This window comes from Streptomyces sp. NBC_00727 (genome assembly GCF_045161745.1).
Taxonomy (GTDB): domain Bacteria; phylum Actinomycetota; class Actinomycetes; order Streptomycetales; family Streptomycetaceae; genus Streptomyces.
Genome location: NZ_CP108981.1, coordinates 7,005,098 through 7,023,724 on the forward strand (window position 1 = coordinate 7,005,098; position 18,627 = coordinate 7,023,724).

Here is an 18,627-nt window from a genome sequence, read left to right on the forward strand (position 1 = left end):
GCATACTGGGTGCATGAGCTTGCCGGGCGGCCCGGCAGGAGGTGGTCCGGCGCGCGGTGACCGCTGCCGGCCCCGGGGGTTACGAAGGGACGCACGACGTGAAGAAGACACTGGACGCCGCGGTACTGGACGCGGCCATCGACAACGTTCACCGCGCCGGGATGCCGGGCCTGTTCGCCGAGGTCCGGGACGGCGACCAGGTCTGGTGCGGCGCCGCCGGGGTCGCCGACACCGCCGGCGGCCGGCCCGTCGACGCCGGTATGCGCCACCGCGTCGGCAGCGTCACCAAGACGTTCACCGCCGCGGCGGTTCTCCGGCAGGCCGAGAAGGGCCGGATCGAACTCGACGCACCGGTCGGCCGCTACCTGCCGGAGCTGGTGCCGGGGGAGCGGGGCGAGGCGATCACGGTGCGGATGCTGATCGGCCACACGAGCGGCCTCGCCGAGTACCTTCCTTATGTCTATCCCTCGCTCAAGCAGTTCCCCAACCTGGCCGAAACCTCGCCCCAGAGCCTGGACGACCACCGGTTCACTCGGTTCGACCGCGCGGAACTCATCGCGGCGGGAGTCGACGCACCCGCCGTCGGCACCCCCGGCGGTGCACCGGGGCTGTACTCCAACACCAACTACCTGCTCCTCGCCGAACTCCTGGTGCGGGTGACCGGCACCACGGCCGAGGAATGCGTCACCCGAGACGTCATCGAGCGCGCTGGGCTCAAGGACACCGGTTTCCCCACCGGAACGGAGATCGCGGAACCGCACTCACGGCTCTACGAGGCGTGGCTGGGCAAGCTCGACCCGCCCCGCGACTACAGCGTCTTCGACATGTCGTTCGTGGGGCCGGCCGGCTCCCTCATATCGACCGTCGCCGACATGAACCTCTTCTACGCCCAGCTCATGGCCGGAAGGATCGTCACCCGGGCGTCGCTGGAGCAGATGCGGCGCACCGGCCCGGTCATCTCCCAGGAGGGCAAGCTCATCGAGTACGGCCTCGGCCTGTACCCGATGGAGGCACCGGGCCAGGACACCTTCTGGGGCCACGGCGGTACGGTCTGGGGCGGCGGCACGCTCGCCATGACCCGCGCCGACGGCAAACGGCAGCTGGCGGTCGCGGTGAACCTGCAGAGGTGGAACAGCCTCGACGCCTCGGGCAGGCCGCAGCCGCACCCCATCGACGAGGCGCTGGAGGCCCTGTACCGCGTGGCGATGTACGGCTGATCACGCCTTCGGCCCGGCGGCCCGGTCTGCCGCCGGGCGCCGCACCTGACGGCTCGTCAGTTACAGGGAGCCGCACTGGTGTTGCGGACCCAGCGCGCGCAGCTCGTCCAGAACCGAAGTGCCACCGGGCGGAGGCGTGAAGATCCGCAGCCGCTGGTCCACCGCAGGTGTGGCCAGCACCTCGCAGTCCAGCTCGATCGCGCCCAGGTCGGGATGTACGAGCCGGTACGGGTGCGCCCTGCGTACGGCTACCTCGTGCCGGTCCCACAACGAGCGGAACTCCGCGCTCGCGGAAAGGAGCCGCGTCAGCAGCGAGCGGGACGCAGGATCGTTGCCGCGACGGGCGGTCGCGGCCCGCAGGTCGGCCACCAACTGCCGTGCCTGCTGCTCGTGTTCCCCGGCCGCGAAGTGACCGCGGACGCCCGGGTCGGTGAACCAGCGCAACACGATGTTCCGGTCCTCGTCGGCCACCGTGCACACGCACCCGAAGAGTGCGAGCGCCAGATCGTTCTGCGCCAGTAGGTCACCCAGATCGCTCACCACCTGGACCGGCACACCGTCCAGGCGGTCGAGCAGATACCGCAGCCCGGGACGCAGATACTCCCCGGCCCGCGCGCCCTCGGGCGGGCGGTGCCCGGCGAGCACATAGAGGTGGTCCCGTTCGTCCTCGGTCAGCCGCAGCGCGCCCGCCAGCGCGCCGAGCACCTGGACCGAGGGCTGGGGGCCACGCGCCTGCTCCAGGCGCATGTAGTAGTCGGCCGACATCCCCGCGAGGACGGCGACCTCCTCGCGACGCAACCCCGGGGTCCGCCGCCTCGGCCCTTCGACGAGCCCGACGTCGCGCGGCGTCAGCCGCTCCCGGGACCGGCGCAGGAAGTCGGCGAGGTCCGGACGCTTCAGTGTCATGTCGCTCCCAGGGTAACGCCGTTGCGCCCGCGCATCCTGGGACCGCCGGTCCTGGGGAAACCGCTCCGATCCCGGAAGGACACCGACGGCGGCACGATCGGCCCATGGCCCGCCCGAGGCCTGTCCGGCAAGAAGATCGGTGGTCGCACGATGAGGCAATCCCTGCTGTCCGTACCGGGCGCGCGCCTGCGCCACACCGTCCGCGGCGAGGGCCCCCTGCTGCTGCTCGTCGCCGGGGGACACCACGGCATCGAAGCCAACGAACCGCTCGCCCGCCACCTCACCGACCGGTACACCGTCGTCACGTACGACCGCCGCGGCCTGTCGGGCAGCACGACCGACGCCCCCGCGAAGACCATCGCCACGCACGCCGAGGACGTCGCCCATCTGCTCCGCGCTCTCACACCCGAGCCCGCACGGGTCTACGGCACCAGCCTGGGCGCGCTCATCGCACTGGAGCTGACCGCCCGTCACCCCGGACAGGTCGCGACAGTCATCGCACACGAGCCCCCGGTCATCCGGCTGCTACCGGAACCCCGGCGGGCCATCGACCAACTCCTCACCGTCGAGGACACATTCAGGTCCGAGGGCGCCGACGCCGCGATGCGCAGGTTCGCGGCCGACCTCGACATCGACCCGCACGACCGCGAACCGGACGCCCCAGTACGCGTACCGGGCCCCGAACACCTGCGGAACGCGGAGGTTCTCCTCACGTACGACCTGCCGGCCATCAGGGCGCACGTCCTCGACACGGCCGCGCTCAAGGGCACACCCGCCCGCATCGTGGCGGCCGCCGGCGAGACATCGGGCCACGTCTGGACGCACACATGTGCCGCGACGCTCGCGGGCGCCCTGGGGGTGAGCCTGGAGACGTTCCCGGGCGGGCACAACGGCTACGTCTTCCGCCCGCGCGGAACGGCGGACCGGATCCACGCGGTGCTCGTGTCTCACACCCCGTAGTCCTCGATAAGCCGGCTGATGACTGCGTGCAGGATGTCCGCACGGGGCCGGTCGTCCCGCTGCTCACGCAGGGCGTGTTCGGTCGCCCGGAGCCTGCGCCACGCCTCCGGGGCCGCGTCCATGACCCGGTCGACGAGCGGCGAGGAGACCAGCTCCAGGCACTCGGCCAGCCGGAGCCGGGTCGTGGGGGCCGGCGGGGCCGGCGAGGGCTCGGCGAAACCGTCCGTCAGGTACCGTGCGGGATCGCGGAGACTCCATCCGGTCACCGCCCTCTCGTGGACGAGGAGAGCCACATCGGGGGCGATGCCGAGCCGCGCGTCCGGCCGCGTGCCCAGGAGACGGCCGTCCCCGAAGACTCGCAGCTCGCTCGCCCCGGCGTCACAGTGGAAGACCGTGGTCCCGGGCATGACGAACTCCCGTGCAGCGTCCGCGTGCAGCCCCGCCGCCAGTGGCCGGGGCTCGTCGTGGGCCGCGTAGGCCTGAGGCACGGCGACGGACTCCGCCGGCACGAAGAACGTCAGGCTGCGCAGGTCTCCGCTCTCCCGGTCGAAGCGGAGGTAATCGTCCTGCGACCACAACCACCGCAGGCTGCCGAAGGTCTCCGACAGCTCCCGTTCCCGTTCGCCCGGGTCCGAGTAGCCCGCGACGATCAGCTGGAGGTCCCGGAAGTCGAAGCGAGGAGCGAAGGCGAGGGGCCTGTCCGTCGTCTCGGCGGTCATGGTGTCGCCGACCGTGATCCTCACCGGATGCGTCTGGCAGGCGGCATGAAACCGCCCTTGGTGTCGGGAATCCTGCCGTTCACGATGTTCTCGTGCGTCACCGGGGGCCCCGGGTCGTCGGGCGAACCACCGAGAGCCTCGGCTCCGCTCTGCCCTTTCTTCCCGGAGGGGCCGTAGCCCGTGATCACGTCGCCCACGCCGGCCCCCGGCCCCTTCGTCACCACTATGTCCTCCCCCTTGCGGAAGATGAGGTTCCCGCGCCCACCCTGGGAGAGGTACACCGCGTCCGGGCTCTTCAGGATCTCCGCCACGCGTTCGTCGCTGAAGTGCGGGTGGTAGTTGCTGGACTTGCGTACCTTGCCGTCCGCCGCTCTCTCGGTGATCTCGTCCGCGGCACTCGTCGCCTTCGCGTCGGGGCACTTGGCACTGCCGGCCTGGAACCCGGCCCAGGTGTACGTACGGTGGCCGACGAGGACCGCGGCGCGGACCAGCCCGGCGGGCTCGGTAACGCCGTCCGAACGGGCCCCTGCGCCGGAGGCCGAGCCGCTGCGGACCTTGCAGCCGATGTCGTCGCGTTCCTGCCGCACCTTGTCGACCAGCTTCTTGACCTCGGTCGTAGCCAGGGCGTAGGCGTTGATCAGGGTGTCGGCGCGGTACGGAATGCGGTACTGGACCAGCCGGCCGCCGCTGGCCCGGGAACGGGCCCGTGCCTCGCTCTTCTTCTGCGCCTCGACCGAGGCGAAGGCCGGTCCGGCGCCCGGATCGGAGCACGACAGGCTGCCGGAGACGCTGGTGCCGGTGACCGCGAAGGAGCTCTGCGGGCTGGTGCACCGGCCCGCGGCCTTGCCGTCGATGCTGAAGGAAGCGGTCATCACCGCCGTGACCTTGCCGCTCACCAGGCGGCTCTTGGCGCTGGAGGTGATGTGACCGGCGAAGCTGTTCCTGGCCGTGCATCCGCCGGAGCTGCACTTCACCGTTCCGCCGCCGCTGAGGGCGAGGGTGATGCCGCTGTCGGTGGCGTTCTTCAACTCCTTCGTCTGCTTTTCCAGGGTGTCGAACATGGGGTCGACGGCGTCCTCGGTGACCGGCGCCAGGTCCAGGCCCCCGGAATCGCTGCCTTCGAGGGGCCCATCGGTCACCTCGGGGCTCTCCGCGGAGTCCTCGTCCTCCTCGTCCCCCTGCCCCGTGACGGTCGCCCACCGGAGCGAGGCGGATTGAGCCGAGCCACCGGAGGCCCCGGCCGACCCGGAAGGGCCGTACGACTCCAGGCGCAGCACCTGGTACGGCTTCGTCGCGGTGACGAGCAGCCGGCCGGCGGAGGTGTCCACCGCGAGGGCCGGCGTGCCATGGACGGCGGGAGGCTGTGCGGACTCGCTGGGTGCCGGGCTGCCCTCCAGCTTGTCCAGGGCCTTCGAGAGCTGCGTGGCCAGGTCGGGCGGGGCCGGCATGTGCTCGACCATCTCCGTCGTCACACCGGCGCTGTCGTCCGCGGCCGCCCACTTGCCCGAGGCGTCCTCGTCGGACCCGTCGCCGGAAGCCGGTCCCTGTTGCCGGGTGAACGTCCTGCCACCGATGTGCAGGACCTCCCGGGCGAGTTCGGCGCTTCCGTAATCCATCGCGCCGAAGCGGCTGCCCGAGGCGGTGACCGTGACATCCCGCTTCATCGCGCCGGTGCCGGAATCCTGGTACCGCAGACCGGGACTGTCGGCCAGTGCGGCTACGGCCTGCCGAAACGGCCTCAGGTCACGCTTGGCCACCGGTTCCTTCGTAGCCGGGTTGCCGTGCCAGACCAGCAGCCCGGCCACCAGCCCGGCGACCAGCACCCCGACGCCGCCGAACAGCAGGAAGCGCCTGCGCCGCCCCGGCCCGCCTGGCGGCGTCGGAGGCGGACCGTACGGGGAGTCCGGGGGAGGGCCGTACGGGGAACCCGGCGGGGGACCGTAGGGGAACCGCGGCGGTGGCACGGACGGTGCGCCCGACGAGGGGTAGGGGCCCTGCACCGGAGGCCCGAAGGCTCCCGGCGGAGCACCGTACGGGGAGTGCTGGGGTGGAACGCTCGGCGGAGCCGGAGGCGGTGGCCCGAAAACGCCGGGTGGCGGACCAAAGGGCGAGTCCTGCGGTGGGCGGTCAGCGGGCGGCCGGTGGGCGTCTTCGGGCTCTGTCATCGTGTTCCCCCGTGAGTGGTCTGCGGACTGCGATCTCGTGGGGCGCAGCACCCCTGCACTCGGCCGACCGGGAAGCCTAGGCCCGAACAGGCGTCAGCGTCGGCCTCGGTATCGGCAAGATCCGATCGCTACGGGAACAGTGTGGAGGTGACACGCCATCACGCGCCGCTCGCATCCGGCCATACGCCGGGAAGCCCGCCGACCGCGGCCCTCGTCGCAGCTACCTACCTTCCTGGTCTGCCACGGGCGGGTGGAAACAGGCGATCACCATCTTGCCGTCGTGGCAGGGGCGGGCCTCCCAGTCGTCGGCCAGGGCATCGACGAGGAACATACCCCGGCCGCCCGGCCTTTCGGGGCTGGGCGGCCGCGGCGTGGGCAGCGTGGTCGAGGAGTCGTGGACGGCGACGTGCAGGCAACGCTCGTCCCATGTCATCACCAACTGTGCGCTGCTGTCGGCGTGGACGTGGGCATTGGTGACCAGCTCCGAGACGGTCAGCAGCACATCGTCGACCACCTCTGCGGCGTCGCGGGCCCACGGAAGCGTCTCCAGGTGGCCGCGCGCCCATTCCCGCGCGACCTTGACTTCGCTGTGCAGAGGCAGCGACCGCGCCCAGCCCACTGCGCGCAGCGATTCCCCCATGGTTCTCCCCTCGTCGGTCCGGCGCCTACGTCTCGCGTCTACCCCCGGCGGGAGCGCTGACGCGGGAGTCGTCGAACCGGGGTGAGGACCCTTCCGGCAGGTGCGTGATCAATCGAGGCCGTGGGCCGCTGCGATGCCCGAGATCACCAGGTCGAGCGATTCCTCGAAGTGCCGCTCGAAGTCGGAGAAGATCTCCGCGCCCGCAGCGGCCGTCAGAGGGTAGGCGGCCAGCGCACGGGCGCGCTCGGCCACATCGAAACCCTCCCGGCGCCGGCCCGGCACGGGCTCGACGCCCTGTTCCTCGATGACGAAGCCGAGTGTGAACAAGTGCGTCGTCGTGGCCGCGCGCACCGCCTGGGCCAGCGTGAGCCCGTTGGCGGTGAGTAGCCGCAGGTTCTCCTCCATCTGCGCGGCGTGCACCGCGCCGGTGAAGCGTGAACCACTGAACACCTTGGCGCCGTCCCGGTAGCCGAGCAGGCACGTGCGCAGGGCGCGGTTGGTCCTGAGCAGCCGCTCCCGCCAGGTGTCGGCCGGGTCGAGGGGAGTTCCCGCGATCATCCGCCGGAACATCTCGGTGGCCATTTCGTCGAGCAGGGCCTGCTTGTCCTCGAAGTGCCAGTACAGAGCGGGCGCCTTGACGTCCAGCTCCCTGGCGATGGCGCGCAGGGTCAGCCCGTCCAGCCCCACGTCGTTCAGCAGCCTCAGGGCAGTGTCCGCAACCCGTTGGCGGTCCAGGGGCGCGCGTCGTTCGGTACTCACACTTGACAGCTTAACGGTGTTAAGGCCACTCTCGGACCAGTTGCTACTTAACGGCGTTAAGGAGAGTTGCTGTGAACACGGACGTACTGATCGTCGGCGCGGGCCCCACCGGCCTCGCACTCGGCGTCGACCTGGCCCGGCGCGGGGTGGACGCGTTGGTCCTGGAGCGCGGCGAAGAGCTGTTTCCCGGCTCGCGGGGCAAGGGGCTCCAGCCCCGCACCATGGAGGTGTTCGACGACCTCGGTGTCCTCGACGCCATCCATACGGCGGGCGGCACCTACCCGGTCGGGATGGTCTGGAAGAACGGCGAACGGGTCGGCGAGCACCACATGTTCGACCCGGCGGAGCCCAGCGAGGACTCGCCGTACAACAAGCCGTGGATGGTGCCGCAGTGGCGCACACAGGAGATCCTCGCGACGCGACTTGCGGAGTTGGGCGGCAAGGTCGCCTTCGGCCGGGACGTCGTCGGCCTCGCGCAGGACGCGGAGGGCGTCACCGTCCACCTCTCCTCGGGTGACACCCTTCGTGCCCGCTATCTGGTCGCTGCGGACGGCGGCCGGTCGGCGGTGCGGCGCGCCCTGGGAATCGACATGACCGGGGAGACCGTCGACCCGAGTCCGACGCTGGTCGCGGACGTCCGAATCGACGGCCTGGACCGCGACAACTGGCACATCTTCCCGCCCCGTGACGGCGCCGACTTCCTCGCAGTCTGCCCGCTGGCCGGTACGGACGACTTCCAGGTGACCGCGCGGTTCCCGGAGGGGACCGGCATCGACCTCACCCCGGCCGGCATCCGCAAGGTCGTCGCGGACCGCTCACACATCCTCGCCGAGAACCTGACCGAGGTGCGCTGGGCCTCGGACTTCCGCCCGCGCGCCGCCCTGGCCGACCGCTTCTGCTCGGGCCGGGCCTTCCTGGCCGGCGACGCCGCGCATGTGCACTCGCCGGCGGGCGGACAGGGCCTGAACACCAGTGTCCAGGACGCCTACAACCTGGGCTGGAAGCTGGACGCGGTGCTGACGGGCGATGCGCCGGCCGCGCTCCTGGACAGCTACGAGGAGGAGCGGCGCCCCATCGCCGCGCAGATGCTCGACCTGTCGACCGGGGTACACAGGGGTGAGGTGCGACGCGGCGGCGCGACACGGCAGTTGGGCCTGGGGTACCGCGAGTCGTCGCTGACGGTGGAGGCGCGCGGAGCGGTTCCCGAGGGCACGCTGCGGGCAGGGGACCGCGCGCCCGACGGCACGGTGGACGGCGTACGGCTCTTCGACGCCTTCCGGGGCCCGCACTGGACACTGCTCGCGCTGGGCACCGAAGCGCCCGGGGACACCACGGGGCCGGTGGCACGCGTGGTGCGGGGCGGCGCGCACGGTGCGTACGGCACGGGACTGTTCCTCGTACGGCCGGACGGTTACGTGGGATGGGCCGGGGACACGCCGGACGGCCTCGACGAATACCTGAGCCGGGTCTCGCGAACCCGGTAACACGGCCCGGCCCGCCGTGTGTTGCGCCGGAGCGCGATGCGAGGGTGGTGTTCATGACTACCGACGCATCAGCAGACGCACGAGTCACCCGGGCATGGAGCCGGATCCTCGAGTGGCTGGCCGATTACGCCCCGCCGTCGTACGCGGCCCTCGAACCGGGCGCCTCCGACGATGAGATCGCGGCTGTGGAGGAGGCCCTCGGTGCCGGCGTTCCGGAGGAGTTGAAGGCGCTGTGGCGGCTGTCCGCCGGTGAGAACGGCGTGAACGGCTCCGGGCTCATGCTGGGCGACTGGGCCCTGATGCCGCTCGACGCCGTGATCGAGGTCCACCAGACGCAGATGCGACTCCGGGACGCCGACGGCGAGGACGAAGACGCCCTGGCGCAGTGGCAGCCATCGTGGATTCCGTTCTGCTCCTACAACCCCGACGACACCGTCTACGGCCTTTACCTGAACGGCCGGACCGGGGAAGTGTGCCGGTGGAGCAGGTTCGCGGAGCGCCAGCGCGAGTATGAGTCGCTGCCCGCCTACCTCGAACTCATGGCCGTCAGCCTGGAAGCTCCCTTGGCGGCAGCCGGCCCGGAGAAGCCCGGGATGCTGAGGGGCGCCCTCGTATGGGGGCCCCCGGACGGAGAGCGCGGGAGCCAGTGGGTGCGCCACCTGGGCGGGGCCCGGCCGCGCCACCCCGCGAAGACACTCGGCGCGATCCGGGAAGCTCTGCCCGGCGACGAACGCGAGGAGTTCGACGAGCAGCGCGACGCGCTCGACCTGACCGACCCCGTAGCCGTCGCGGCGTTCCGAGACCACTGGTGGGAGCGTGCCGTGCGGGCTCAGGAGGAATTGGAGGACGAAGTCGCAGCCGCGCTGGGCGGGAGCGTCATGGCCCAGCCCGGCCGCAAGCTGGCACCGGAGTACGAGGCCACGCTGCCGCCCGCCATCCGCCACCGCCCGCCGTCCCTGGGCGACATAAGGACCGCCCTGCGCCACGAGAGCGTCCGCACGAGGTTCAGCCAGGACTTCCTTGCCGCGATCCCGCCGCACTTTCCGGCACTGCTGCTGCGGTGGTGGGACATCGCCCGCTTGATGGCCGACCCTCGTGGCGACCGGGCCGTACGCGCCGTTGTCAACGGCCGCCGCTCCCCGGACCGGGAGCACCGCCGCCGTTGATCGCATTCCGTTGATCACGAGGAGGGGCCCATGAGCATGATGCTCAAGGACTGCTCACAGCAGGAGTTGGCCACCCGGCCCGTCGGAGCGTGGACCGGCGTTGCGAGCTGGTGCACCGGCAGGCCGGCCCGGGTCCACGCCCTACGCCGTCCCGCCGGTCTGCTCGTCAGTAGTCGCTGTTCATCGCAGCCCGCACCTCGGCGAGGGTGGCATCAGCCACGGCTCTCGCTCGCTCATTTCCCTCGCGCAGTGTCCGACGGATGTACGCGCGGTCCCGGGCGTGCTCGGCGCGGCGGGCCCGGATCGGGGCCAGGTACTCGTTGACCGCCTCTGTGACCGTACGTTTCAGCGCTGCGGCACCCGCGGGGCCGATGTCGTCCGCCACCTGCTGAGGAGTGCGGTCCTGGCAGAGAGCGGCCAGCAGGAGGAGTGAGGAGACTTCGGGGCGGCCGGCCGGATCAAAGGTGATGTGGCGCCGGGAGTCGGTCTTGGCTCCCTTGATCAGCCGCGCCGTCTCGTCGGCGCCCGCGGCCAGGGTGATGGCATTGCCGCGGCTCTTGCTCATCTTGGTCCCGTCCGTACCCAGGAGCAACGGTGCGGGCGACAGCAGGGCCTCGGGCTGGGGGAAGACCGCGGCACCGGACCCGTAACGGTCGTTGAAGCGGCGGGCGATGGTGCGGGTGAGTTCCAGGTGTGGGAGCTGGTCCTGTCCGACCGGCACCAGATTGGCCTTGCAGAAGAGGATGTCGGCGGCCTGGTGCGCGGGGTAGGTGAACATCAGGCCGCTGACCGAGGACTGCCGTGAGTGGGCGATCTCGTCCTTGACCGTGGGATTGCGGCTCAGCTCGGCGACGGAGACGAGGCTCAGGAAGGGCAGCAGCAGCTGGTTGAGGGCGGGGACGGCGCTGTGCGTGAAAATAGTGCTGCGGGTGGGGTCCACTCCGATGGCGAGGTAGTCCAGGACCAGTTCCTCGACGTGCCCGGTCAGGTTGTCCGCCACGTCGCGGTCGGTCAGGACCTGGTAGTCCGCGACGATGACGAACAAATCGACCCCGAGGTTCTGCAGACGCACCCGGTTGTGCAGGGTGCCGAAGTAGTGCCCCAGATGGAGACGCCCGGTAGGACGGTCACCGGTCAGTACACGGAACTGCCCGGGATCGTCGAGGATCAGTTCCTCCAGCACCCGGCTGCGTACTTGCGCGGCGGTCGTCCCGAGTACATCGGCGGACGGTTCGACGGCAGGGGCATCGGTGTTCGGGCCTGCCGGCTGAGTGGTGGTGTTCACACGGTCTCCTGGTGGTCGTATCGCCGCCGGACGACACGCCACGCCCCCGGACCAGGGGACACAAAAAGGGCCGTCCATCCGAACGGCCCGGTCATGCCTGAGAGGTAGCCGCTCCTACGAGGAGCGCCACCAGCTACGACACGAAGAAAGTTGCATAGCGGCATCATATACGGTCGGACCGCCGAACAGCCGTGAAATACGAGCTTGCCCCCTGCGGTGCGGCGAGGCCGGCGCCGCGGAACTTCCCGGAGTACGGCCATGTGCCGCGTCATCAGCCGCTCCACGACTACGGCCGCAGGGCTACCGAACCCGCCGACCGAAATGGCTCCTGAGTACGCGTACTCATGTACCTCCGGGACATCGACTGAAGGCTCCGTTCCATGAAAACTGGCAGACGACCGCTCATAGCCCTGCATCTCTTCTTGGTCTGGGCGGTGATGACGGCCACTGTGCCGACGCTCGGGTTCGCCTTGCTGGGCGCGGCGTGGACCGGTGGAGCGGTTGGCACAGTGCCCGTTCTCGTGTGTGGCGTGCCGGTGGTCGTGGGCCTGCTGTCCGTGGCCGGCTTGCCGGCAGGGGACGTGGTTCCGTTGTGCGGCTCTGCCTCGCGGCGTCTGGGCTGGGCCGTACTGGTCTTCGTCCTCGGCACACTCGGAGTCCTCGCCGGCGTGGCCGCCTATGCGGAGGACATCGGTCTCGGCAGCGCGGGGATACGCGTCGTGCTGACCGGAGTGCCGTACGCCGTTGCCGCGTCACTCTTCGTGCCGAGCCGGTGGGTGCGCCTGGGCGCGCTGGCGCTGCTGGCCGGGGCATTGACGTACGGAGGGTTCATCGGTCCGATGCAGGCCCAGCAGCGGCAGCACGAGGCGGAGATCGCAGGGTACCGAGAACCCCCGGACCTGCTGTACCTGGGCGCTGTGCCGTCAGGCATGCAGCTCACGCGCGCCGAGGTGGGACCCGCATCCTCCGTCCTCGAGTACCGCCCGGTCCGGGCGGGCTACGAGACGGGATACGCATCGCTCGTCATTCGAGTGCCGATCACGCCAACCGTGCAATGCCCCGAGTACCTGACGGAGGACGAGACCTGCACGGTGAAGCGCAACGGCGAGGCCGTCACGATCGACAGGCTGGACGGCTATCGCAGCAAGGTCACTGTCACCCGCCGCCACCGGAGTGTCGAGGTCGAAGCCAGCAGCCAGACTCTGGACGAACCTGAGCTACGCCAACTCCTCAGCGGCCTGCACCGGCCGACGGACGCCGAACTGGAGGAACTCATAAGGGAAAAGAAGATCAGCCGCAGGTTCTGAAAGCCACGGTGCCGCCGCGTTGTCGTACCCAGCTCACCCCTGCGGACCGTCACCCTCCGGCCGGCCGACTGGTCTGATCGTGCGTCGGACGAGCCAGGAACGAAGAGGGCAACGATGGAAGCCATTCACCCCAGGTCGCGGCGATTCCGTACGGCGAGCAGGGATCGGCGACCTGGTAGTAGGCCCGATGGGCTTCGAGTACGTCAGCCAGTGCAAGGTTGAAGCCCTCCTCGTCACCCTCGACGAGTTGCGACAGGAGCACGGCGGGCGGCATCGCCAAGCCCCAGTCCTTGGCCCTCTCGGCCTCCTGCAGCGCCCGAGCTGTGCGGCTGCTTCAGGGTCGGCGCCCTTCCGGTAGGCATAGAGGGCCTTGCGGTACGCGGTGAACGCGGAGGCGTCCGGGCGATGTGGGGCCGGTGAGAACCAGTGGGGCAAGGTCCTTGCGTGCCCCGGTGATCAGGGCGAAGGATTCGGCCCTCTGCCATGTGCCTGCGCCCGCCTCCGCGCCCCAGACCCTCGACGGCCGGGACGCACAGATGTTCCTGGCCCAGGCCGACGCGGAGTGCTCGGAGTGAGCCGGGGCGCCCGTCGCGCGGCTGTGCCGGGCCTGCGACGAGTCTGTGTCATTCCTGCGTCAGTCTGAGATGCGCGGCACGGCGCGCCTGATTGACGCATTGCCATCGTCGTGCCGCTCCGGCATCCCCGGTCGTACAGCCGGGGACTCCGTCCCGTTGTTGAACTGCTGTCGCGCAGCGCAGCCCCATCGCGAGTTAGGTCAAAATGACATATAAGGGACGCATTGTTTTCGCAGCTGCCCTCGCCACCCTGGGCCTCGGGCTCACGGCCTGCAACGACGGCGAAGACTCGGCATCGGCGCAGGAATCACCCTCAGCCTCCGCCTCGCCCTCGTCCGCACCGAGCAGCGAGAACCCGTCCGCGGAGCCGAGCGACGACGCTTCCGCTACGCCCAGTGGTGACGTCGCCGCACCGGGCACGAAGTTCAAGATCGGTGACCGGGCGATTCTCCCGTTCAAGTACGGCACCAGCAAGAAGGGCACCGTGGCCGTGACCGTCACGGCGATCGAAAAGGGCACCGAGGCCGACATGGCCCCATTCGGCGACAAGGCGAAGGGCATGACGCCCTACTACATCCGGATGAAGGTGGAGAACGTCGGCGGTACCGACCTGTCCTACTCATCGCTGAGGCTGCGCGGCAAGCTGGAAGGCGGCGGCCCCACGGGCGTCATTCTGATCGGCGACCTCCCGGGCAAGTGCGACAACGAGACGGCCCCCCGCGACTTCACCACCAAGGGCGCCTCGTACGAGACCTGTTCGCTCAGCGCCACGAAGACGGACCCCATCACGGTCGCCTCGTTCGAGGAGGGTGACGCGTACAGCGACAGTCCCGTCCTCTGGACCAACTGACCGCCCGTACCCGTGTCCGCACGCCGGGCTTCGCGGCCACGCCTGCCTCTTGACCGAGGCAGGCGTGGAGCCGTGAGGGCAGGACCGGGGAGGCCTGGCCGTTGCGGGGAGAATCCGGTGCTCAGCGCGCAGGACGCGAGCGACGAGGCTAGGTGGTGTCGCCAGGTAGGACGGGGCCCTGCTGCGACGTGATGACGGGGCCTTCGTCGTAGTGATCGGTGACGAAGTGGACGAACGCGCTCAGCTTTGCCAACCGATGCACACTCACCAACCCCGCCCACCGGAGGGCCGGCCCGAGGCCGTCACACGACCCGTCCCCGAGATTGCAGTCGACGTCGCACCTCACGACGCCCCTCTCGGCGACCTGGGCAAGGCGATGTTCACCACAGCCCCCCAGCCGCGAACTGGTCTCATCGGTCCCCGAGATCGACCCACGGCAGCCGATCACGAGCGCCCGAGCCGTGAAGAGCAACGACGGCGAGGCCGGTCGGCACAGGACCTGGGCGGCGCCCGCATCATCCCGGTGTCAGACCCTCCCTCTATGTTGTCCTGATGATGCGTGACGCACTTGATCCCCGGGTGGCGGAGGCCGCAACCGCCGATGTCCAGCTGGCTAGAAAGGAGTTCGACGGGGTCCGCCAATGGCTGGCCGCCGTCGGGCGAGGGCCCTCGGAGCCGCTTGCCGCGGAGGTATGGGTCTTCGACGAGGATCTCGCTCGGGTGCTGCTGGTCCACCACCAGTGGCGTGGTTGGGTCCCGCCGGGCGGGCGTGTCGAGCCGGGGGAGACACCCCGTGAAGGAGCACGGCGCGAGCTCTTCGAGGAGACCGGCGTCGAGGCAGAACTGCTGCCTGTACCTGCCGCCGCAACGGTGCGTTCCTACCGCGCCGGGTTGGCGGCGACTCTCGGGCTGTCATTCGTCGCGATCGCGAGCGCGGCAACGCCTCTGACCCCAGAGAGCGGGCAGCCGGCGGCGTGGACGCCCCTGGTCGAGGATTGGTCCAGCTGCTTCCCCGGGGACGCGGCGCGCGTGCGTGAGCATGCGCGATGGCTGGGGAAGGCTTTGGGCCGCTGATACGGAGCAGCCGACAAGGGAACACGCGAAGAGTCCGAAGCCGCGCCCGCACATACTCCGGACACCCGAGGCACGTTCGATTCCGGGCAGGGGGCGAGCGTGCGCTGGTGGGCGCCTACCTCCTTGCCGGCCAACTGGCCATGCACAACACCCACCACGAGGCCGCCTTCATGGCTTTATCGAGCAGTAGTGGGTTCTGGCACAGGTCTTGGGGAGTCGTCGCGGAGTGTCACCGGGGCAACAGCATGGGGTGGGTCAGCCCGTAGGGCGGTTTGCCGGGACAGTCGAAATTTCCGGGCACTCTCGCGAGGCGTGCTGGCATCGTATGAATCATGGCAGCGATAGACAACACATCCGAACCCGACAGCCCTGTCCGCGGCGCTTATCCGCCCCTGGTGGAGGCAGCGTGGCTGTATCAGGCGGATCAGGTGTGTCCGGAAGACCTGCCGATGACCGCTGCCCAGGGGCTCGCGATGGGAATGGACACGCCGACCCTGTGCGAGCTCGCCGGTCTGCCGCGTCATGCGGACCCCCGGGACATCCGTGACACATTCGAGCAGGCCCTTGAAGAATTGGGGATCAATCTGCCCGATCACCACGTGGCCCGACGATACGCGCTGCGCAGGCTGGCCTCGCGATTCAGCGCAGGGGAGGTGGATCTTGCCGAGTTGGCATCGGACGAGTGGTCGGAGATGGAGGTCGAGACCGCCGAGGAGCAAGCATTCGTGGCGCTACTCCCGTCATGCGCGTGCTGCGTCGAGTACACGCTGGGGCTCGACGAGGCGGCATGGAAGGCGCAACTGCAGATCGCGGCCTGTGCCTTGGCGTCACATCCCAGTGTCGGGCCGCGCTTCTGACGAGTGGGGTCAGAAGGCGTTTCTGGCGAAACGTCACGATCGCGGAGAGTCACTGAAGCAGGATCATCTTGCGGAGTAGTTCGAATCCGGCTCGGCCGTAGAGCTGCCGCTTGATCTTCTTGATGCGGTTGACGGCGCCCTCGACGCCGCCGGAGCTCCAGTCGAGAGTGAGCCCGGCGGTCACGGCGTCGAGGTCCCGGCGCATGTGGACGGCGAAGCCGGTGAGGCCGGGCAGCTGGCTGGCGTCGACTGCGTCGATCCAGGTGGGGAGCGTGACGCCGAGGCGGTCGGTGAGTATCTCGCCGAAGTCGCGGACATGTTCGCCGACCTTGTCCAGCTCGGGGCAGCGCGCCAGGACTTCCTTCAGGCCGGCGCGGTCTTCCTCGTTCAGGGTCGCGGGGTGCCGGGTGATCCAGCCGGTCACCTGCCGCACCGTCGGCGCCCGGGACGGCGCCCCCGGATGGGGCCTCGCGCAAAGTGAGGTTTGCCCGCGTTTGTGGACATCTCTTGAGGGTCAGATCGTGGGATTGGCATGGAGGTGTCGTGGTGGGTACAGCCCGGTATTCGGAAGAGTTCAAGCAGGACGCGGTCAGGCTGGTGGCCTCCACCGGCCGGTCCGTCAACTCGGTGGCCAAGGAGCTCGGAGTCAACACCGAGTCCCTGCGGCAGTGGGTGCGTGCGGCCGAGGCCGCCCGGGCCGGCGGGGGTGGTGAGCCGATGACCCCGGGTGGAGCGTGAGGAGCTGAAGCGGCTGCGCAAACAGGTGCGTGAGCTGGAGCTGGAGAAGGAGATCCTGAAGAAGGCTGCGCAGTATTTTGCGAAGGAGATGGGTCGATGACCGGCCGCTGGCGGTTCATCTCCGACCACCACACGGAGTACGGCATACAGCGGCTGTGCAGGATCTTCGGCGTCTCCCGGTCCGGTTTCTACCGCTGGCGGGCAGCCGGGCCCGCCCGGGCGGCCAGGGCGGCGGCCGAGGCGGCGCTGACCGAGCAGATCCGCGGCATTCACACCGGGACCAAGGGCGCCTACGGCGTCCCGAGGATCACGCGTGAGCTGCGGGAATCGGGTCCGGTGGTGAATCACAAGCGGGTCGCGAGGCTGATGCGGGCCGCCGGCATCACCGGCCGCCACCTGCGTAAAGGGAAGCGGACCACCGTGCAGGACGCGCGAGCACCCAAGGCTCCAGACCTCGTGCGGCGCGACTTCACCGCGCCCACACTTCCCACCAATTCCGTTGTCTACTAGGTGAGTTGGACATTCGACAGAGCGCCGGGCGCACCGGTTCGTGCTTCGGCAACGCTGCCGCGGAGAGCTTTTTCGCCGTCCTGAAAGCAGAGATCGGGACGACCGTCCGGGAAACCCGGGCGCAGGCTCGGCAGGACGTTTTCCGGTGGATCGCCGAACATTGCAACCGGGAGCGGATCCACTCGACCATCGGCTACATCACGCCGTACCAGGCGAGGATCCGCTGCCATCAACGACTGGACCTCGCGGCATAAAACGGAAGTGTCGGGACCTGAGGGGTCACTTCACCCCACCTGGACGACCGGTGGAACGAGGGCTGCACCAACGCCTGGAAGCTGTGGGAAGAGATTGTGCCGCTCGGCTACAAGGGCAGCTACCAGCGCGTCCGCGCCTACCCAGCACAAGAAGCGCGCTTCCCCACGACCGGTAGTCGCCCGGCCGCCCTCACCCCGAACGGTCGCCGGATGGATTCTCCGGCGACCGGAAACCCTTCTCGAGCGCGAACAACTGCTGCTCAAAGCCGTGCGCAGCTACTGCCTCGAGATCGACGCGTTCACCCGACACGTCCGCGCCTTCGCCGTCATGCTGACCGAGCGCCAGGGCGAGCGTCTTCCGGACTGGCTCGTCGCCGTCCGGCAGGACGATCTGCCCAGTCTCCAGACCCTTGCCGCCGGCATCGACCGCGACCGCGATGCCGTCATCGCCGGTCTCACCGTGCCTTGGAGCTCGGGCGCAGTCGAAGGCCATGTCGACCGCATCAAAATGATCAAGCGGCAGATGTATGGACGCGCTGGCTTCAACCTCATGCGCAAGCGGGTGTTGCTTGCCTCCTGAGCGCACTGTCAGTGGTCAGTGCGAGGATCCCCAGACGACCGCGCGAGGAGAGACATGGGCACCTGGGACATCGGCCCTTTCGACAACGACACCGCCGCCGACTTCGCCGGTGACCTGGACGAGGCAGCACTGGAAGAGCGTGAAGCCATGATCCGGGGCGTGCTCAGGCGTGCTGCCGGGCCCGCGGACTTGCTGGGTATCTACGACGGCGAGCGAGCCGTGGGCGCGGCGGCTCTGGTCGTTGCCCGGCATTCTGACTGCGATCGGCCGTGTTCGAACTATGGCCCTTCAGAGCCGCTACCGAAGTTGCCTGCAGACCTTAGAATGCTCGCCGTCGACGCCCTGGACCAAGTGGTCTCCAACCGGTCTGAACTCGCCGAGCTGTGGGCCGAAGCCGCGAACTGGTCGAAGTGGCGCCAGGGCATCACCCGCCTCCGCGACGTCCTCGACCCTCCGATCCCGCCACAAGAGGAAGCGCTGTTCGGGATCTAATTGGTGACCCGCAGTCACGGACCACAGAACCTGAGCCAGAACCCGAGTTTTGCCGGCATAGCCGGTCTCGTCCGTGTGTTGCCTGACGC

General features: G+C 69.5%; 19 protein-coding genes and 1 pseudogene. 12 read left to right on the forward strand and 8 right to left on the reverse strand.

Annotated features, from left to right (window positions below):
- Positions 1-98: 98 nt before the first annotated feature.
- A complete protein-coding gene (locus tag OG242_RS31555) occupies positions 99-1,217 on the forward strand; it encodes a serine hydrolase domain-containing protein (RefSeq protein WP_405901414.1) in 1,119 nt (372 codons plus the stop codon).
- A 60-nt stretch (positions 1,218-1,277) separates the two neighbouring features.
- Here OG242_RS31555 and OG242_RS31560 read toward each other — a convergent pair whose 3' ends face one another.
- Entirely contained in the window at positions 1,278-2,123 is an 846-nt protein-coding gene (locus OG242_RS31560; protein WP_405901415.1) for a helix-turn-helix transcriptional regulator, read from the reverse strand.
- A gap of 150 nt (positions 2,124-2,273) precedes the next feature.
- Here OG242_RS31560 and OG242_RS31565 point away from each other — a divergent pair, with 150 nt between their 5' ends.
- On the forward strand, positions 2,274-3,083 hold the full coding sequence (locus tag OG242_RS31565) for an alpha/beta fold hydrolase (protein ID WP_405901416.1): 810 nt from the start codon (positions 2,274-2,276) through the stop codon (positions 3,081-3,083).
- Here the strand turns inward: OG242_RS31565 and OG242_RS31570 are convergent.
- The 4 genes from OG242_RS31570 to OG242_RS31585 form a co-directional block, all read right to left on the reverse strand.
- Entirely contained in the window at positions 3,071-3,826 is a 756-nt protein-coding gene (locus tag OG242_RS31570) for a hypothetical protein (protein ID WP_405901417.1), read from the reverse strand. The genes OG242_RS31565 and OG242_RS31570 overlap by 13 nt on opposite strands.
- A complete protein-coding gene (locus OG242_RS31575) occupies positions 3,823-5,625 on the reverse strand; it encodes a hypothetical protein (RefSeq protein WP_405901418.1) in 1,803 nt (600 codons plus the stop codon). Before OG242_RS31575 ends, OG242_RS31570 begins: the two co-directional genes overlap by 4 nt.
- A 562-nt stretch (positions 5,626-6,187) precedes the next feature.
- The gene (locus OG242_RS31580; protein ID WP_405901419.1) at positions 6,188-6,607 is read right to left on the reverse strand and encodes an ATP-binding protein; all 420 of its coding nucleotides are present in this window, start codon (positions 6,605-6,607) and stop codon (positions 6,188-6,190) included.
- 108 nt (positions 6,608-6,715) lie between these two features.
- Complete coding sequence (locus OG242_RS31585; RefSeq protein ID WP_405901420.1) at positions 6,716-7,366, reverse strand: TetR/AcrR family transcriptional regulator; 651 nt, start codon at positions 7,364-7,366, stop codon at positions 6,716-6,718.
- Positions 7,367-7,437: 71 nt separating this feature from the next.
- On the opposite strand from OG242_RS31585, the gene OG242_RS31590 reads away from it, so the two are divergent.
- On the forward strand, positions 7,438-8,850 hold the full coding sequence (locus tag OG242_RS31590; protein WP_405901421.1) for an FAD-dependent oxidoreductase: 1,413 nt from the start codon (positions 7,438-7,440) through the stop codon (positions 8,848-8,850).
- A 53-nt stretch (positions 8,851-8,903) separates the two neighbouring features.
- Complete coding sequence (locus OG242_RS31595; protein ID WP_405901422.1) at positions 8,904-10,016, forward strand: SMI1/KNR4 family protein; 1,113 nt, start codon at positions 8,904-8,906, stop codon at positions 10,014-10,016.
- A gap of 166 nt (positions 10,017-10,182) precedes the next feature.
- On the opposite strand, the gene trpS is transcribed toward OG242_RS31595, so the two are convergent.
- Positions 10,183-11,301, reverse strand: a complete 1,119-nt coding sequence (gene trpS / locus OG242_RS31600) for a tryptophan--tRNA ligase (protein ID WP_405901423.1) — start codon at positions 11,299-11,301, stop codon at positions 10,183-10,185.
- Between the two features lie 380 nt (positions 11,302-11,681).
- Between trpS and OG242_RS31605 the strand changes: the two genes are divergently transcribed.
- Positions 11,682-12,608: a hypothetical protein gene (locus tag OG242_RS31605; RefSeq protein WP_405901424.1), complete on the forward strand. Its 927-nt coding sequence runs from the start codon at positions 11,682-11,684 to the stop codon at positions 12,606-12,608.
- 49 nt (positions 12,609-12,657) lie between these two features.
- Here the strand turns inward: OG242_RS31605 and OG242_RS31610 are convergent, their stop codons facing one another.
- Entirely contained in the window at positions 12,658-12,921 is a 264-nt protein-coding gene (locus OG242_RS31610) for an Imm49 family immunity protein (protein ID WP_405901778.1), read from the reverse strand.
- Positions 12,922-13,060: 139 nt separating this feature from the next.
- On the opposite strand from OG242_RS31610, the gene OG242_RS31615 reads away from it, so the two are divergent.
- The 4 genes from OG242_RS31615 to OG242_RS31630 all read left to right on the forward strand — a co-directional run bounded on the left by OG242_RS31615 (position 13,061) and on the right by OG242_RS31630 (position 15,964).
- A complete protein-coding gene (locus OG242_RS31615; protein ID WP_405901425.1) occupies positions 13,061-13,183 on the forward strand; it encodes a hypothetical protein in 123 nt (40 codons plus the stop codon).
- A gap of 205 nt (positions 13,184-13,388) precedes the next feature.
- The gene (locus OG242_RS31620) at positions 13,389-14,033 is read left to right on the forward strand and encodes a hypothetical protein (RefSeq protein WP_405901426.1); all 645 of its coding nucleotides are present in this window, start codon (positions 13,389-13,391) and stop codon (positions 14,031-14,033) included.
- A 552-nt stretch (positions 14,034-14,585) separates the two neighbouring features.
- Positions 14,586-15,107 carry an NUDIX hydrolase gene (locus tag OG242_RS31625; protein ID WP_405901427.1) on the forward strand — a complete coding sequence of 174 codons (522 nt, stop codon included), beginning with the start codon at positions 14,586-14,588 and terminating at the stop codon, positions 15,105-15,107.
- A gap of 332 nt (positions 15,108-15,439) precedes the next feature.
- A complete protein-coding gene (locus OG242_RS31630) occupies positions 15,440-15,964 on the forward strand; it encodes a hypothetical protein (RefSeq protein ID WP_405901428.1) in 525 nt (174 codons plus the stop codon).
- A 49-nt stretch (positions 15,965-16,013) separates the two neighbouring features.
- On the opposite strand, the gene OG242_RS31635 is transcribed toward OG242_RS31630, so the two are convergent.
- The gene (locus OG242_RS31635) at positions 16,014-16,388 is read right to left on the reverse strand and encodes a transposase (RefSeq protein ID WP_405901429.1); all 375 of its coding nucleotides are present in this window, start codon (positions 16,386-16,388) and stop codon (positions 16,014-16,016) included.
- Positions 16,389-16,510: 122 nt separating this feature from the next.
- On the opposite strand from OG242_RS31635, the pseudogene OG242_RS31640 reads away from it, so the two are divergent.
- From OG242_RS31640 to OG242_RS31650, 3 genes and pseudogenes are all read left to right on the forward strand, one after another.
- Positions 16,511-17,466, forward strand: a pseudogene (locus OG242_RS31640) (IS3 family transposase).
- A gap of 268 nt (positions 17,467-17,734) precedes the next feature.
- Positions 17,735-18,046 (forward strand): transposase, encoded by a 312-nt coding sequence (locus OG242_RS31645; RefSeq protein WP_405901430.1) that lies wholly within the window; start codon positions 17,735-17,737, stop codon positions 18,044-18,046.
- Between the two features lie 54 nt (positions 18,047-18,100).
- Positions 18,101-18,538, forward strand: a complete 438-nt coding sequence (locus tag OG242_RS31650) for a DUF4259 domain-containing protein (RefSeq protein ID WP_405901431.1) — start codon at positions 18,101-18,103, stop codon at positions 18,536-18,538.
- Positions 18,539-18,627 lie beyond the last annotated feature (89 nt).

What these genes read in the sequence shown, in the direction of transcription:
- OG242_RS31560 (WP_405901415.1), bottom strand. Translation starts at nt 2,123, where the DNA reads ATGACACTGAAGCGTCCGGACCTCGCCGACTTCCTGCGCCGGTCCCGG.
- OG242_RS31565 (WP_405901416.1), top strand. Translation starts at nt 2,274, where the DNA reads ATGAGGCAATCCCTGCTGTCCGTACCGGGCGCGCGCCTGCGCCACACC.
- OG242_RS31580 (WP_405901419.1), bottom strand. Translation starts at nt 6,607, where the DNA reads ATGGGGGAATCGCTGCGCGCAGTGGGCTGGGCGCGGTCGCTGCCTCTG.
- OG242_RS31595 (WP_405901422.1), top strand. Translation starts at nt 8,904, where the DNA reads ATGACTACCGACGCATCAGCAGACGCACGAGTCACCCGGGCATGGAGC.
- OG242_RS31605 (WP_405901424.1), top strand. Translation starts at nt 11,682, where the DNA reads ATGAAAACTGGCAGACGACCGCTCATAGCCCTGCATCTCTTCTTGGTC.
- OG242_RS31620 (WP_405901426.1), top strand. Translation starts at nt 13,389, where the DNA reads ATGACATATAAGGGACGCATTGTTTTCGCAGCTGCCCTCGCCACCCTG.
- OG242_RS31625 (WP_405901427.1), top strand. Translation starts at nt 14,586, where the DNA reads ATGATGCGTGACGCACTTGATCCCCGGGTGGCGGAGGCCGCAACCGCC.
- OG242_RS31630 (WP_405901428.1), top strand. Translation starts at nt 15,440, where the DNA reads ATGGCAGCGATAGACAACACATCCGAACCCGACAGCCCTGTCCGCGGC.
- OG242_RS31650 (WP_405901431.1), top strand. Translation starts at nt 18,101, where the DNA reads ATGGGCACCTGGGACATCGGCCCTTTCGACAACGACACCGCCGCCGAC.